The sequence below is a fragment of the Desulforhopalus singaporensis genome, from assembly GCF_900104445.1.
Lineage (GTDB): Bacteria > Desulfobacterota > Desulfobulbia > Desulfobulbales > Desulfocapsaceae > Desulforhopalus_A > Desulforhopalus_A singaporensis.
In genome coordinates, this window is sequence record NZ_FNJI01000005.1 from 183,475 (window position 1) to 199,946 (window position 16,472).

Annotated in this window: 12 protein-coding genes; all 12 read right to left on the reverse strand. The window is 54.0% G+C overall.

Annotation, left to right across the window (positions count from 1 at the left end; genetic code table 11):
- Window positions 1–31 precede the first annotated feature (31 nt).
- The 12 genes from BLQ17_RS04960 to BLQ17_RS05015 all read right to left on the reverse strand — a co-directional run bounded on the left by BLQ17_RS04960 (window position 32) and on the right by BLQ17_RS05015 (window position 16,433).
- Entirely contained in the window at window positions 32–2,032 is a 2,001-nt protein-coding gene (locus BLQ17_RS04960) for a DUF6785 family protein (protein WP_092220397.1), read from the reverse strand.
- 1 nt (window position 2,033) lies between these two features.
- A complete protein-coding gene (locus BLQ17_RS04965) occupies window positions 2,034–6,866 on the reverse strand; it encodes an FtsX-like permease family protein (RefSeq protein WP_092220399.1) in 4,833 nt (1,610 codons plus the stop codon).
- A gap of 44 nt (window positions 6,867–6,910) precedes the next feature.
- Window positions 6,911–7,648, reverse strand: coding sequence for an ABC transporter ATP-binding protein (locus BLQ17_RS04970; protein ID WP_092220401.1), 738 nt, complete (start codon window positions 7,646–7,648; stop codon window positions 6,911–6,913).
- Window positions 7,649–7,679: 31 nt separating this feature from the next.
- Entirely contained in the window at window positions 7,680–8,330 is a 651-nt protein-coding gene (locus BLQ17_RS04975) for an ABC transporter permease (RefSeq protein WP_092220403.1), read from the reverse strand.
- 200 nt (window positions 8,331–8,530) lie between these two features.
- Window positions 8,531–8,719, reverse strand: a complete 189-nt coding sequence (locus BLQ17_RS04980) for a twitching motility protein (RefSeq protein ID WP_092220405.1) — start codon at window positions 8,717–8,719, stop codon at window positions 8,531–8,533.
- Window positions 8,720–8,784: 65 nt separating this feature from the next.
- Window positions 8,785–10,287, reverse strand: a complete 1,503-nt coding sequence (locus tag BLQ17_RS04985; RefSeq protein ID WP_092220407.1) for a carboxypeptidase M32 — start codon at window positions 10,285–10,287, stop codon at window positions 8,785–8,787.
- Between the two features lie 169 nt (window positions 10,288–10,456).
- Window positions 10,457–11,251: a polysaccharide deacetylase family protein gene (locus BLQ17_RS04990; protein ID WP_143005440.1), complete on the reverse strand. Its 795-nt coding sequence runs from the start codon at window positions 11,249–11,251 to the stop codon at window positions 10,457–10,459.
- A gap of 9 nt (window positions 11,252–11,260) precedes the next feature.
- Window positions 11,261–12,418, reverse strand: coding sequence for a glycosyltransferase family protein (locus tag BLQ17_RS04995; RefSeq protein ID WP_176761094.1), 1,158 nt, complete (start codon window positions 12,416–12,418; stop codon window positions 11,261–11,263).
- A complete protein-coding gene (locus BLQ17_RS05000; RefSeq protein WP_092220413.1) occupies window positions 12,415–13,041 on the reverse strand; it encodes a histidine phosphatase family protein in 627 nt (208 codons plus the stop codon). The genes BLQ17_RS04995 and BLQ17_RS05000 overlap by 4 nt, the downstream gene beginning before the upstream one ends.
- On the reverse strand, window positions 13,028–14,356 hold the full coding sequence (locus tag BLQ17_RS05005) for a glycosyltransferase family 4 protein (protein WP_092220415.1): 1,329 nt from the start codon (window positions 14,354–14,356) through the stop codon (window positions 13,028–13,030). Before BLQ17_RS05005 ends, BLQ17_RS05000 begins: the two co-directional genes overlap by 14 nt.
- A 27-nt stretch (window positions 14,357–14,383) precedes the next feature.
- A complete protein-coding gene (locus BLQ17_RS05010; protein WP_092220417.1) occupies window positions 14,384–15,628 on the reverse strand; it encodes a glycosyltransferase family protein in 1,245 nt (414 codons plus the stop codon).
- A gap of 244 nt (window positions 15,629–15,872) precedes the next feature.
- Window positions 15,873–16,433 carry a hypothetical protein gene (locus tag BLQ17_RS05015; protein ID WP_143005441.1) on the reverse strand — a complete coding sequence of 187 codons (561 nt, stop codon included), beginning with the start codon at window positions 16,431–16,433 and terminating at the stop codon, window positions 15,873–15,875.
- Between the last annotated feature and the right edge of the window lie 39 nt (window positions 16,434–16,472).

The following is a 16,472-nucleotide window of genomic DNA, read 5'->3' on the forward strand; positions in this document are numbered from 1 at the left end:
CAGTGATGGCTTGATTGGCGGGTTTTCCCGGTCAGTCCGGGAGTACCTGATAGCTTTCAGAGGAAAAGAGCCCGACCATCGCCCAGCATCCTCCCATGAGAAAATCCCCTATAATTAAACCGATAAAGAAAAGCTGCAGTTTGCGAAACATCGCGATTCCGCCATAACGCATGCACAGCGCGTTGCACGCCCAGCCGATGAAGAAACTGACCCACAATATCCGCATGGCCGAGCTGTATGCCGTCAGATATCCGATCGGATGTATTGGCCACCAGTGCAATCGATGATAGCACACCACCAGCACGAGCATCACCAGCGCGCCGATCAGGGCGAATATGAGAACCCATTCCCCGGTGACGCTCTGGGTGGCGATCAGACGGTAAATATTTTCGTAAACGGTTGTCGTGGTCCTCGTTGCCCAGTCGAGCTGCAGCTCCCGTATGCCGTATTTGTAGCAAAGAGCCATCATGGCGAGAATCGACGCCGCCATGGATGCGGAGATGGTCAGCGCAAGCCCGCCAAAGAGCAGCAGCGCCGGTCTCTTTCCCCGGTGCAGATGACGGCTGTGGAGCAGGGTCGGGAGTAAGGACTCGCGGAGGTCGACAAAGAGAACTTTCTGGCTCATCCCCGCCAGCAGACCGCTTGCACCGGTAAAAAGCTTGGTGCCGAAAAGAGCTATCATGCCGTCGGCAGGGGCCGCGGTCAGAGTGAAATAGGCAAGGCCTCCCTGGCAGATGACCCTGGTGGCGACGATCATGATCATGAAGAAAGCTCCGACCAGAAGAGTGGCTGTTACAGGGGCCATGCCAAGATATATATACCAGCAGACGAGAAGGCCCATCCCGCCGATTGCGCCCCAGAAAGATATCCGTACATCGAACCATTCCGAGCGGACGGGGGGGCTTTTTTTAACGAAAAAAGACTGGAGGCACACATCTAAAAGATGCAGCCTGGCAAGCCAGACCAGAAAAAGAAAGAATACTCCGTAAGCTCCTATCATCTGCATTTCTTCCGGCCGGGCCAGGGTGGGACCGAAGGTGATCCCGAGCTCCGCGGCGGGGATGGTGTATCCGAGCAGCCCGAGAATGCCGTAAAGCAGACCGGCGCTGAGAAAGAAGAACCAGAAGGAGAAGGATATCTGTCTTGAGGTGAGAAAGGCGAACCCGATAAACGCCGGATAAATGTATATCTTCAACTTATAAAAGCCGGCGAGCAACCCCTGCTTGGGGAAATAGGGGCCGGCGAGGAACAGGGTGGGGATTGCTGGGATCGACGGGAAATAGAGGTTCAGGCCGTTCACCAGGTGGAGAAAGACCGGGACGGCGATCCCGGCAAGAAGAAACCGGTTGGAGAAAAACAGCCCGGCCTGGTTGTCGTTCACCGCCCTGCTTATGGCCTCGGGTACCTTTAACAGGGGAAGGTTCATCCGCTCGTTATGGATCCACTGCCGGGAGATGATGTTGATGAGAAAGAGCATGATCAGGTAACAGAGCAGGGTGAAAAAAGTCCAGAAAACCAAAGGGGTTATCCAGGCGCTCCAGGGGATGGCGGTGACGATCTCCAGCCATTCCCGGCGGCGTCCGTCCGGTAATCCGTTGTAGAGCAGCATGATCGCTTCGGGATTGGAGGGCGTCAGTGCCGGAGGAATGAGCGGATGCAGCACTTCCTGCCATTTGTTGCCCTGGGTGGCAAAATGATAAGGGGCTGTCAGGTTAATCAGAAAAGTCCTGGCAAAGCCGGTATAGGCCACCCCTGAGCCTGCCACCATCTGAATCCAGATCACGAGTAGTTCCGGGCCGGTGAGCAAAAGTTTCGATTTGAAGATCGCGGCGATCAGGGCAACCCCCGTCGCCATAAGCAGAAATATGAAAAACGGGGCGAGCGGAAAATGTCCGCCGCCAAGGGGGGTCGCGCGCAGGAAAATATTGTTGTAAGGGGTCAGGAGACAGATCACCACAGCCAGCAGCAGTCCGAGGACAACTGCTCTTGTTCGTACTATGGCTGGTTTTCGGGACTGCAGGGTGTCTTCCATCTCAGTAGGCCTCGTCTGTGACATCATGGGATAGCTGTGACTCGGTTTGGTCAACGGTGGTCCTGAACCGGTCGCCCAGCTCGGCATGGGTTTTTTGGTCAAGGGACCGCCAGATAAGGAGCTGTTTTCTTATTTCATGAAGAAATGAGACGTTGAGCCGGTGCCAGGCCGCGGACTCCCCCGACTGTCGGTGCAGGGTTATTTTGATCTCTAAAAATTCCTCCCCCTCCCTGGCGGGGCAGAATTGCAGGTCGGCGGTCTGCATTATGCCGAAATCAAAAGGGGCAAGCCATATCTTGGAGCGGATATGGAGGCACTGCAGCTGGTGGGGAGCATCCGATTCCTTGACCATCTTGATAATCTCGTCCACGGTCGAACAGCTGAACACTATCTGTATCGGGCCGCTTGAAAACAGACCGTGGGAGATATCCCGGTGGCTCTCAAGGTATTGGTAAATAAAGCCGCCGATAGATTCGTGTTCGGAGAACTTCATCAGAAACGGAAGGGTGACGGTAATTCTGTCATTTTCCGGCAGGGGCAGTTTAAACGTGCGGTGGACATCGGGAATGGCAATGCGCGCCGCTACCCTGGACGGATAGATGACGGAGATCAGCACCACCAGGATTACCAGAATCATTGACGCGACGCCGGCCATTGACGAGTAGTTGACCGTAATGCCGCTCCAGAGCGCAGTGGTTGACAGCAGCGCCGCCAGGACCTGGGCGATGAGGTAGCCGAGAACCACGGAGATAACCGCAAGGGCCATGGCCTCGGCGACGAAGAGGAAGCCGACGTGAGAGGGGGCAAGGCCGACCGAGGTGTAGACGCCTATCTCATTTTTCCGTTCATGGACGGCGCTTATCATGGTGTTGAGTACTATGAGAATGGAGATGAGCAGCGGGATAATGATGTTGGGCACTCCGCTGTAATTCATGGTGTCGCTGATATTGTACAGCCAGACCCCGTCGGGTTCTCCGGTAAAGATGGCCAGGCTGAAACGGTCCGACAACTGTCCGGCCAGGCTCCCTGTCCGCTCGGGATTGGCGGGCCGCACCGCGATGTTTTTCAATCTTCCCCCGGCGGCCGCCAGCGTCTGTGCCGGAATGATTGCCGTCTGTCCGGCGGGAATGTGGATGTAGCGGGACTGGAACGAGCGGACATCGTCTCCTGACTCCATGGCTTCCAGCTCCTCTTCGGTCATTTCAGTGTCCGCCTCGTTGGGAAAGATGACCGGAGTGAGCGGTTCGCCGTCCAGGTCGACGGCTTCGGCAAAAGTTTTCGCATCAAAGGTCCCGATCACGGTAAAAGGGATTCCCCACAGGGAAACATTCTGTTCTCCGTCGGGGGCGACTCCGAGAAGATCCGCGGTCTGCTTCTCCAAAATGATCGCCCTGATGTCGGACCTGTTGAACCATCTGCCCGCAGTGAGCAACCGGTCAAGTCCGGTTACATAGGGTTCATCGGGACTCAGGCCGATGAGTCCCTGGAGCCCGAGTTCTTTGTCCTTATTGCGTACCGACACGTGGACCGGTCTTGACGGGTCCTGACTCTCAATCCATACTCTGGGGGCGGACCGATCGCTTGCAGACATTGCCGACATCAGTATCTCGGTGGCCTGGGGAGGCAGACTCCTGTTGTTCATCTGTCTCAGCAGCAGTCCCCGGTAGGGGGCCGAGGAGGAAAAAGGAAGTCTTACCTGCTTCTTGTTCGACTTGATGGTGGTAAAACTCATAATGGTAAAGGTGAGGATGACCAGGGTGGAACAGGTCAGAACCGTCCGCAGCCTTCTCCTGCGCAGGTTGGAGACACCGAGGAAAAAGGCGGCGGTAAAAGCTTTCCACCTGCTGATTTCTACCGATCTTTTATGGGCGGCACGGCGCTGCAGAAGAATCATTTCGTCTTCGAACCGGAAAAAGATTATGAGCGACACGATAAACGACAGCCCGATAACGAAAAACGCAAGGATGACGACCATTGGGCTGTATGCGAGCTCAAAAGCCGGATGTACGTTGTAGATGACCGCTATCAGTACCGCCAGGATCAGGAAGAAACCGGCTATTCTTTTGTATATGTTGTTGAAATTAAAAAGAAAGCGCTCCGTTACGAAGGCAAAGGGGACAAAGAGCGCGATATAGAAAAGCACTCCGAACAGTACGTCTTTCTGCGTTTTTTCGACCTGTACGTATACTCTCTCGGCCAGTGCCTGGGAGGTGGCTGCCGCCGTTCTTGCCCGGGAATAGTGCAGGGCGTCAAGACTTTTTTCCGCATCATCGAGAGCTGCCAGCCCCCGGGATCTGAGTTCGTTTATCCTGGGATCGAAGATCCCGTGGTTCTCCAGGTTGACGATTCGCGGTTCCAGCAGTGTCCATGCGTCTTTTGCGGCATGGTAGATCGTGTTCGGAATAGTGGGAAAATCGTCCACTGGATATCCAAGGCCCATGCGATTCTCGTCGGTGCCGTTGGATAAGATCATCTTGGTGGTCAGAACGGTATCGGACAAGGTAAGCTTGAGCAGGGTCCCGGGCGCTGTGTAGATCGAGGAGATTATCGACTCCCTGGTGTCTATCCGGCTGTACCAATAGTGTTCGGGTGGCGCATCCCTCCTCCCGTCGAAGAGATGAAGTTTGGTCATGTAGGCAAATGTCCGCGGTTCCAGCAGGTCGAAAAGCGTCGTCTCCCGGCAGTTGAACATGACCAGGTCGCTCTGCATCGACTTCCTCAGCAGTTTGAGCCGATAGTTGGCCTTGCCTGTCTCTTTCTTGTCAATCGCCCAGATTACTTTGCCGGTCTTCGAATCGAACCGGTAGCCCTCTATTATCAACTTGTCGAGCACATGCTTCTTGTCGGCGAGTCCTTTTATCGTGAAATAGCCGGTTTCGTCTACCATGGCATAAAATCTGTTGAGGCCCTGGTAGCCGAGTATGGTGGTGTCGTGGGCTGGGTAAGTGGCGAAAAGCTCCCCCTGCAACAGCAGGTTGGCCCGTACCGTAACGGTTACCAGCCCATCGCGCGGGAGATTGTTTTCGTGCAGCCGGGGCGCGCCACCAAGACCGTACAGGAGCCGTCGTACCAGTTGTGCCTGGTGGGCGAGGTAGTTCCAGTCTATCTGTTCTTCTTGATCTTCCGGGGTTCCCCAGAGCGGTCGGGCGTCGTCCGTGGTAACCAGGCTCAACCCCAGGTATCCGGCAAGGCTACTGACCTCTCCTCCCATGGCTGGCCGGTCGATAAACCAGGAATCCCAGGTCCTGAGACTATCCGGGCGCAGCGTGTCGTGGTAGCGGACACCGTTGGCTGTATTCCCGTTCCCAGCTCCGGTTTCTCTCAGGACCGAGGCGACAGTCGTGTAGGACGGGCTCCTGTTGACGGTTGATTTGAGGTTGTAGAGCCAGCCTCTGTTGAATGCGCCCACCCCGCTGCCGTGGCTCGATAAATAGAGGCTGACAACGGCGGCCACATCGTAGTCCCGCACAAGATTTCTAAACGTCTTTGCCGAGCTGAGCGCACTGGCCTGGCCTTTGAGGTCGGCGATAATTCTTGCGGTCCGGTCCGTCGCCTCGACGATAAGCCGGTTGAGGACTTTCGTCTCTTTGGCCGGCAGGCTGCTGTAGTCCTCGGTCCACCCGAGGCGCCGGTATAAAAAGCGCTCGGCGGCCGTTTCCTTGATGAGTTGCTTGGTAGCGCTGGTCTGGTCGGCCAGCCGCAGCTGCATCAACCGCCGTGACACCCGGTCGACCGCCTGGTTGACATCGTGATTTATGGCCTGTTTGAGGATGTTGTCCCTGGTCGCGTCCGGAGCCAGGGGAAAAGACATCTGGTCGAGAGTCTTGAGATATTTTTTCTGTCTCTGCAGCTGTTTTTTGAGGTTGTGGTCCAGGGTGCGGAGATCCTTGGATCTCGTGTTGAGGCTCCACATTATATCGCGCATTCCGGCAAGAGTCTGGAACTGTCCGCTAGAAGCCACCAGCAGGACCGACCTGCCCGGTGGCTTCTTGGTGAACTGCTCGGCAACTTCAAGAAAAGTGGCGATTGAACTTGCGGCGTCCGCCCCGGGGGAGAGTCCGGCGACAAATTCTTCGGAGTCGAAAAAACTCTCAACGATGAGCAGCTCGTTTTTCAGCTTGGCATCACCACCCTCGATGAGAGCATAGATGTTGCGCGCCCTGGTTCGCTCCCACCTGGCCGAGGCAAAAAGTGTGGCGTTTTGGACAAGCGGGGCGGCAGTTGTTTCCAGATTGCCGAATATCTGTTGAGCCTGACGGCGTTTCATCCAGAAACATGGAAACTGTATAGGGGTCAGCTCGGATTTTTCCTTGTAGAAGATCCGGTCCTGTTGCTTGCCTTCATAGAGATAAATCACCGCCTTGGCGCCAAGGGACGCCAGCAGTTGCCAGTTTCGGGCCGAATCGAAGTCGAGCAGGACGATGCTGTCTTTGAGCCGCTTTCCGTCCAGCTGTCCGGGTAATCCCCTGCCGCAGTAAAAGACGGGACCGTCAAACGCGCCGTCTGTTGCTTCCGGGGTGACGGCGTTATAGATAAACGGGTGCAGTGGGTACTTCTGGTCATTGACCGTCAGCCATGATTTGGTAAACCGGCGTACCGGGATGTCGTAGAGGTAGTTCTGGGGTGACAGGGAGAGGTGGCGCAACCTGGCTTCGATGTAGTCGGCAGCTTTTTCATATCCGCCAGAGCCGGTTGTCCGGCTTGAGTAACTGCTCAGTTCGTGGATTGTCTTCTCAAGATTCTCCCGCTCTGGTGCACTGGCGCTGCACCAGAGCGAATCCGCAAGCAGCCCGAAAAAGATCAGCAGTACCAGTATACGATAAAGATATATCATAAGCGGTGGCGTCCTTGGTGGGTATGAGAACGTTTGATGCCTGATTAATGGGCGCTTGCAAGTCCGCCCGTACTGATATTCAGCTCTTCCCGCTGCTGAATTTTTTCAATTTTTCCATCTCTTATCCAGATAACCTGGTCAGAGACGTTGAGCATCTTATAGTCGTGGGTTGCGGAAATCACGGTAACCCCGCGTTCGATGCTCAGTTCCTTGAGGAGCTTGATAATCTCTTCCCCGGTAGTCAGGTCAAGGTTTCCCGTTGGTTCGTCGGCAAGAATGATCGACGGGTTGTTGGCCAGGGCCCTGGCCACCGCCACCCGCTGCTGCTGTCCCCCCGAAAGTTCCGACGGCCTGTGCTCATGACGGCCGGCAAGACCGACCTGGCTCAGGAGGTCCATGCCCTTTTTGAGCGCTTCGTCGCTGGAAACGCCGGCAAATGTCATTGGGATGGTAATGTTCTCCAGAGCGGTCATGACTGGAATCAGGTTGAACGTCTGGAAAATATAGCCGATTTTCCTGCATCGCAGCCAGGCAAGCTCATAGGCGTCAAGTTGGGCGATATCGACTTCATCGATAAAGACCTTGCCCTCCGTCGGTTTGTCGAGCCCGCCTATCATGTTGAAAAGCGTCGATTTCCCGGAGCCGGAAGGGCCCATTATCGAAATGTATTTGCCGGTTTCTATCTCAAGGTCGATCCCCTTGAGCACCTCTACCACTATCTTGCCAAGGTCGAAATTTTTCACCACTCCGGTTACCCGGACTATTTTGCTTGTCTGACTCATGCTGACTGTCACCCTGGGTTGTGTTTTAGTGTTACTGATCCACCCGCATCGCTTCAACAGGTTGCATCCTGGCGGCGATAAAGGCTGGGTAGAGGACTCCCAGAAGACTGAGAAGAGTGCCCGTTCCGGTTGCAACGGCGATGGTGACCAGGAGTTGTCCCCAGGGGATGAAGAAAAAAGCTTTTCCCCCGAAGGTTGCCAGACAGGAACCCAGTGCTACGCAGCTGCCGAGAAAAGCGCCGACTAAGCCTCCGGTGATTCCCTGCATGGCCGCTTCGATCAGAAAGAGTCGTACGATGAACCTGTCCAGAGCCCCCAAACACTTTAACGTGCCTATCTCGCGAAATCTCTCTGTCACAGACATCAGCTGGGCGTTGATTATTCCGACAACGCAGACCAGAAGAGAGAGAAAGAGAATCCAGCGCTGTTTGGCGGAACTCTCTATCGATCCGCTTTCAGGGGTGATGTCGTAACCGGCCTTTACCAGTTCGAGAAGAACCGTCTGGTCGTTTGACGAGAGAAGTCCCTCGGCGGTATCGTTGCTGGCCTGGATGAAGGTGAAAAAGGATACGGCCAGGACGAGACTTACGGTGGTTACCATCGAGCGGAAAAATCTCACCCTGATACTCTGAAAAGCCATCTTGAAAGACTTCGATAAAGGTAGCTCAACTAATCGCCGCATCCACGAGACTCCGGATAAAAGGTAAAAAGCGTAACACCTGGAAATCTATCTTCGCCGTTTTAAGCCAGGACCACCACCCAGAGGAAAACAGATTTGTGATAATTATTATTATCTATTATAGGTGTATCTTGACATGGCGGCAATGCCAATTGTTCACCCAGATAAAAACATGAGTGAAAACGACGTACCCGCTGAAGAAGCTATTCGTCCATATCGATCATTTCCATCAGGTCGTTCTGGAAATCCTCATCGTTTACAAGTTTTGCGGCTATGGCCTGGCATAACGCCGAGGCAAGGGTTTCAAAGTTTTTTGTGGCGATCTCCACAGATATCTCCCCTTCGTTTGTTACTTCCAGGATCAGCGCGGATTGAGTGTCGTTTAGCTCCATAGGGGTCGCTCCTTTTGGTGAGGTTGTGACAAGAGTCAATGGTGCCGGGTTATTTTCACGCGGTGTCAATAGCCGCAGTCGAGATACCTGGTTTTCAGGTGATCAAGAAAAAAATCCGGGTTTGTTTTCTGGCCAGTTGCTTTTTGCAGTATCTCCTGGGATTCAATAGTCGATCCCACCGACCAGATATTCTCCAGCAGCCAGCGGCGGATGAAATCGAGATTCCCCCCGGCAAGTTGCTCCTGCCAGTCCGGGTGGGCCAATCGAATTGCCGCGGAAAACTGGGCACTGTTTATCGCACCCATGGTGTATGACGGGAAATATCCGAAACTTCCGTCAGTCCAGTGCATATCCTGCATACATCCGTCTTTAAAGTTGCTGCCGGTGGATATTCCGAGGTATCGACGCATTTTTTCATCCCAGAGTTCTGGGATGTCATCAATTTCTATCTGCTGATTTATCAGGTCGCGCTCGATCTCAAAGCGTATTATCACGTGGAAAGGATAGGTCGCCTCATCCGCTTCAACCCGGATAAGGCTGGGCGCAACCCTGGTTGCTCCAAGCCATAATGTTTCGGCGCTCAGATGGGAGGTGGCGGGGAGGCAGCGGTGAATGACGGGAAGAAAAAACTCCAGGAAGGGTCTGGTCAGCAGGAGCTGTTTCTCAAACAGCAGACTCTGGCTTTCATGGAGACAGAGGTTGCGGGCACCGCCGACCGGCAACCCATCGTACTGTCTGGGAAGACCGTTTTCGTAGCTGGCGTGTCCGGTCTCGTGGGCCGTGGCCAGCAGGCTGTCGAAAAAATCGTTTTCCCGGTAGCGGGTGGTGATGCGCTGATCTCCTCTGCAGCCGGTGCTGAAGGGGTGAGCGCTGACATCGAGCCTGCCGGACTCGAAATCAAACCCGAGACTGAGCATCAAATTTTTATTGAGCTGTTGCTGCTGCGCAACCGGATACTCTCCCGCCAGATTCGGACGCTTAGTCTCTCGCTGCCGCTCGAGGACCTGTTCAAGGATCCCCGGAAGATCCCGCTTGAGCCGCGTAAACACCGCCTGGATAAACCCGCTGTCGTCTCCGGTACAGTGAAGGTCGAGCAGCGTGTCGTACGGGGTGGCAAAGTTGTCCGGATTCCGTGCAAATCTGGCCTGCGCCTCCTCCCGGCAAAGCTTCACCACTTCCCTGAAGTTGCCGGCGAATCCGTCCCAGTCGTTGTCGTTGCGCTGCTGTCGCCATTGATACTCACATCGTGCCCCGGCAATAGTCTTGGCCTCAACCAGGTCGGAGGAAAGACAGACCGCCCTGGAATAGACCTTTTTCATCTCCCTGATGCTCGCTATCCGCTCAGGATTGTCTGTCTTGTCTTCCACCTCCTGTAACAACTCTCCCAGTTCATCGCTGACAAGCCGCCGGTGATACGTTGCGCTCAGTTCCGCCAGCGCTTTGGACCGGGCTTCGCTGCCTCGGGGCGGCATCATAACCATATGGTCCCATTGAAGGAATGTGATTGCGTGCTCGATTCTTGACAGTTTTTGAAAGTATCTGACAAGCGGCTGATAGCGATCGGCCATGGTCTCTCCTTAACTCTGTGTGCGCTGCGCAAAAAAGTGCTTCATTGCCTGGGGTCTCTCTTATCTTATCATGCTTTTTGAAAAACTTTTCAAGAGGTTGCCCCATATCAGTGTTGATTTAATCCATACTGTGTGCCGGGTGAATTCAAAAAGCTGTTGCAATCCTCACTCAACCAGAGGGGTGCTGCAACAGATCCCGGAAAGTGACCGGTATAAGTTTTTTCTCGTACCGGATTTTTTCAAGCAGCAGATCAAGGAGATCGAAAGCGGCCCGATTCATCCTCTGGTGATGGATCATGATACCGCACCTGCCGGACATTATGCCCCGTTCAAGCTCAATGAGCAAGTTGTCCAGGGCGGTGCGGGGATCCTTTTCCTTGCGGGTATGCAGATCCACATTGACGTAAAAATCCGGCAGGTTACAAGGTGCGGCAGAATTTGGTTGCCCAAATCTTGAAATTGCCAGAAATTTTAACTCGACCAGCGTCTGCAGGCTAGCTGGGCTGCACCTGTTCCAGGGGGGGGTAAAGATCTTGTGGAATTGATCGCCGACTATTTCCTGCAGCCGCCGGCAACCGTGCGCTATACTTTTTTCCACGTCCTCCCTGTTTCGTGAAGGGCCGAACTCCTGTTTTTTCCCCTGCGGTTCATAATTGCGGTGGGTCGCGCCATGCTGGTGCCAGCACCATTGACTGTTAGTTTTGTCAAGCTGCCGGTAAAGTTCGGTAAAACGTGACGCTGTCACCCAGGAAGGCACAACGGCGAGACAGAGCGGCATGCGGTGTTTGCGAAAACAGGCTGCAAGGCGAAGAAATTGTCTTGAGGGAATACCGATATCGTCGGCCCTGAAGAACACCAGCGGATGTTTATCAGCGTTACCACATGCCCGGTCAATAGATGCAGACACCATTGATGACACCGTTGAGGGGATGTCGCGATAAAGTGGGGATACGGGTCTGGTCATTGCGGGGTGTCACCTGAGATTGCTGATTATGCGTACAGTTTGTGCGGCGCCGTCGAGGTTGATTTTGGTCGCAGATCTTTGTTTGCATAGCTGCGACGCAAGCTTGGCACCAAACCTTGTTGTTTCCATATCATCTTTTGTCAGCAGGGAAAACGGCATGGTCTCACTCAGCCTGGCTGCCCGCACCGCCTGTTCACGGTTTTGGTCAAATGGATAGATAAGAGCGGGGGTGCCCGTTCGGATAAGGTTCATGCAGGTGTTGTAACCTCCCATGGAGACGGAAAGATCGGCGGCTTCGAGCCAGTGGATAAAAGAGTCGGTGAACCGATCTATTCTGATATTGGCCGCCTGCTCCTTTTTCAGCTGGTCAAAAGCCTCATCACTGCAGTAGGGACCGGTAAAGACCTGGAGGTGATAATTGCCGCTGTTACGGCCAACAAGTGACCTGAAGGCCGCAACGGTGGCGAAAAGGAGCTCGGACCCCACATTGCCACCGCCGATCGAGGCGACGATGAGTTTTGCGTCATCACCGATCTGCTGCCTGGTGCGGATACCCTTGTTGCCAACACCGTCAACTTTTGGGGCGACAAAACCGGTATAGTGCAGGGGGCATCTGATCTCGTCAAGTCGCGGAAACGATGATTCAAGAGCTATTACCCCCCGGTCGGAATGGACGAGAACCCCATCGAAATAAGTGTTGAGGGTGTCTATGACCTTCTGCTGGTATTTTTCCTGCCCCTCTTTTTTTTCCACCAGAATATCCCTCACGCTGCTGAGGCAGATGCAGGGGCCAAGGGAACTGTTTTTTACCCCTTCAAGTATCGGATCGAGTTCGAATCTGAATGCTTTCCGGCCGAATGGATAGAGTTCGGTGATGAAAACGTCCGGCCGTTTTTGCTGGAAATAGTCAAAGAGCAGCCGTTGCCGCAGCTCTTTCGTCTGGTCCAGGGTGCGGCCGGGTGTGCAGGGGGCGAGGTTCTCGAAATTACGGTCCATCATGAGACCTGGCAGGGAGACCACTTCGATGGCTCCCCTGTCAAAGCGTACATCCGGTCCTCCCAGGATCAGGGTTGTGGGGAATTCGGCCGCAAGGGCGCGGCAGATTTCCAGGCTGCGGTAAAAGTGGCCGATGCCAAGGACGTGCTGACAGTAATAGGTTACCTTCATGACCTGAACGAGCGGGGAATATTGAGCTTGTTGATTGAGAACACCCCACTTTCCAGGGCAACTAGATGAAAACCGTTTACCTGCAGAAGAGGATCCTCTTCCGGCAGAAAAGCCCTGTTCATGAGATGGTAGATCAGCGCCTTGATCACCCCCTGGTGGCATATGATAAGGATCTTTTCCCCGGGAAAGTTGCTGCTGATCTCGGTAAGAATGCCCTGAACCCTCTGGCGGACCGCATCCCTTGATTCTCCGCCAGGTGCGGAAAAACCCCATCCCTTTGCCACCCGCAGCGCGAGGTCCTGTGAAAAATTTTCATGGATGTGGGGAAGAGTCAGCCCCTCCCACCGCCCCCAGGACTGCTCCCGCAGCCTGGTGTCGTAGGTGATCGGCAGATGCAGCTTTTTGTTGAGTATTTCTACAGTTTCCACCACCCTGCCGAGATCGCTTGCAACGATCCTGTCCCAGTGCCACTGGCCAAGGGTTGTCCCCCATTGGTCAATCTGGCTTCTGCCCCTGGCGGTCAGTGGAGAATCCATTTGGCCCTGGATCTTTTTCAGGCTGTTCCACCGGGTCTGTCCGTGTCTGAGGAGTCCGAACAGCGTCGGTTGTTCAGAAGATTTCATGGCCGTTCACCTGGAGTTCTTGCCGGCTAAGATGTGGGCCGAAGGCGTCATTGTGGCGACGAAACAGCTCGGCCAGCCGCGTTATCCACATTCTGTTGTCAAAACTTTCCGCGACAATACGCTTTCCGCCGCTGATCAGCCGCCGGCGAAGAGCCGCATCGGTCAGGATATTTTTCATTGCAGCCGCAAGCTGGGTCGGGTCGCCCGGATCGACGGTGATGCCGGTTTCGTTGTTGACCAGTAGTTCCGGAATCGCCGATACGCTCGTTGAAACTGCCGGTACTCCCATGGCGAGGCTTTCCACCAGGACGTTGGGAATTCCGTCCCGGTCGCCGTTTTTGGCAATATTGCATCCGAGGACAAAAAGGTCGCTTTGCCTGAATTGCTCAAGTACCTCCTGGTGGGTTCTGGTGCCGAGCCACCGGCAGTCCTGGTCAAGTTTCAGCGAGTCGATGAGCTCGAGTATCTTTTCCCTGTCGTCGCCGTCACCTATCAGGGTGTGCCTGAACCTGATCCCTGCAGCCTTTAACAGCGCCAGCGCCCGGTAAATAGTAGGCAACCCCTTTTTTTCTGTCATCCTGGCCACCGTCAGAATGTGGTAGGGCGGCTTGACGGCAACCCTTGGAACCTCGGGATTGCTGAACAGGGCAAGGTCTATGCCGTGGTAAACACAATAAACGGGTGTCGAAACACCCTGGGCTATCGATTCGAGATATTTCCTGTTATGGTCGGTGCAGGTTATGACAAATCTGGCTTTTTCCATTTTACGCCTCAGTTTTCCCGGCTCCGAGGTGTAGATGTCCTTGGCGTGCGCGGTAAAACTGAAGGGGAGTCCGGAAAAGATCGACGCCATGAGGGTTACCGAAGTGGGGGAGTGGGCGAAATGTCCGTGCAGTTGGGAGATGCGCGAGTCGCCCAGCAGGTGGTTGTTGGTTAAAAAACCCGCCTGCAGAAGATGTTTCAAGGTTGCGAGGTTGCCGGTTTTAACACTTAGTCCCGCCCGCGCGTGGCGCAGTGCTTCCCTGAAAGCGGCTGGTTTCTTGGCCGCAAGAAAGATGTTTGCGCGCAGCAGGGTACAGAACTGCTGGGTGAGTTCGGTCGGCAGATAGTCCACCCTGGCACGTATTTTCTTGACCGAATCGTGGCAGAACGTTTCCCTCGGCTGGCGCATGGGAAACAGATGCATGGCAAAGCCGAGCTGCTCGAGGAGCAGGATCTCGTTTGAGATGAAGGTTTCGGAAATTCTCGGGTATCCCTTCAGTACATAGGCGAGTACCGGACCTCCGCGGGTGTGTGGCGCAGATGTAGTTGACATTATGAGTTTCTGACGTCTGATGATAATCTAGGCAAAGTCATGAAGGTTGCAACCGGTTCCAGACCCGGCCGGTGCCTGTTCCTTGAAAAGGGTGAGCCTGGCCAGCATGATGTCGAGCCCGGACAGCTCGAACGCAGCCATTGACCGGAGATATTCTTCCTTCCTGTTGAGGATGGAAAAAATTTTATCTCTGAAAAGCTGCGGCGTTACCCCTGTCCATGGGATGAAATCGAGAAGGTTTTTGTCCTTGAGCCGCTCTGCCCTGATAAGTTGTTCTTTCCTCGGGGTCTCTCTTGGAATGATCAAGGATGGTGTCTGCTGGGTGAGGAGTTCGCAGATGGTGTTGTAGCCGCCCATAGAGACCACCAGGTCGGCGGCGGTCATCAGTTCTTCAAGCTGCGGGTGAAATGGCAGGGTTTTTATTCCGAGGGTCTTCGCCCTTTTCTTGATCTGTTCCCTTTGGCGTTTCGGCATAAACGGTCCGGTGATAATGATTGATTTGAACGGCAGCGAGGTTGGAAAATAGTCGTGCATCTTCAGGTAGTGATCGATAACCTCGAAACCGTCGCCCCCTCCTCCGGTGGTAACCAGGATAAACTTGTCGTCGTCAAGGATCCTGTAGCGTCTCCTGACCCTTGATTTGCAGTTTTTCGGCAGGGTTTTTCTGGGAATGTAGCCGGTATACTTTATGCGATTCTTTATGGTCTGTGGAATAGCGTACTGTTCCACGGGGTCGTATATCTCCCGGTTGCCGTATACCCATATCTCGTTATAGAGACGATCCAGGCAGGTGTATACATCCTTATCCCGCCAGTCTTTGCGGATCACCCGGTAATCATCCAGGATATCCCGCAGTCCCAGGACGGTTCTGGTGTGCGGACTGTTTTCTTTCAGCCATTCAAGGGTCGGCAGCACCTCTTTTTTCAGCCCCAGGGGTTCCTTGTCGACGATGAAAAGATTCGGCCGAAATGTCTTTGCAGTGGCCAGGATAATGTTGGTTCGGATGGATAGCGCCTGCTCCTCCTCGATACGGATCGACAGGGAGCGGTACTCTTCGTTGGTCTGCTTTATCATCCCGGGAATTCTGACGAAATCCACCTGCTTCGGCATCTTGAATCTTCCCACCAACGGAGAGCCGGTAAGGATGAGCACGTTGGTGTTAGCGTCGCGCAGGTGGTTGGCGATGGCCATGGTCCTGCGAATATGGCCAAGACCATAGGTGTCGTGAGAATACATGAGGATGTTATAGGTTTCATGTGTTTCAGGGGGCATAATGACCTGACCTATGATCTGAGATTGACACTGTTTGCAGGATGGACTTGCCAACTCTTATTCTACGCAACCTCAGATGTCAAGTCTGCCTGGTTCAAATTCTGATTTTTATGTTTTTTGTCAGGGTAATACCGCCAGGCGAGATTGAATGCAGGAAACTTTTGTCAATGTTGCCAAGATAGTATATCATCTGGCAAGGTCGGTCGTGTGCTCCATGAAAAAAAGAAAAAGCGGAGTGCAGCTGTCAGAAGCTTAACGTTAGGCGGTTGCTAATCATGATGATGTTTTCGATATCGGAGTAGGTGCTCTTGTCGACAAACAGGTCTCCGGTATCCATATAGCCCAGGTGAAGCTCGTAGGAGAGGTTTTCGACCAGCCTGTATATCAGCCCGACATCGGCTTCCCAGCCTGCCTTGTTGTCCTTGTCCAGCTGAAAGGGACGGTGATTGCGGGTTACGCCGAAAGCTCCTTCAAACGAAAAATTTTCGGTGGCGGTAAAGCGAGCCGACAGTGCAACTGTGCTGGTTCCCGGCAGAAAGGATTCGGAATCCCCCGAAGCGACTTTTTGCATATGTTCGCTGGTAAAAACGTCGGATGCGATGCTGGTGATCAGAAGCGGCCGGTATTTTTCGCTATACAGCCCCGGAGTCTGTTCCTGCTGTTCGAGGATCGCCCCCAGATCGTACGATGTAATGCGGTATACCCGGTGGCTGGTGCTCTCTTCGGCAAGGATTGCGCCGGGCCGAAGCAAAAGCGAAGCCAGGATTGCCAGCATGCAAAAATAATTTGTTGTCTGCAGCGTCATTATTTATGCAAAATCAAAAGTTTCATTAACTACTTCAGC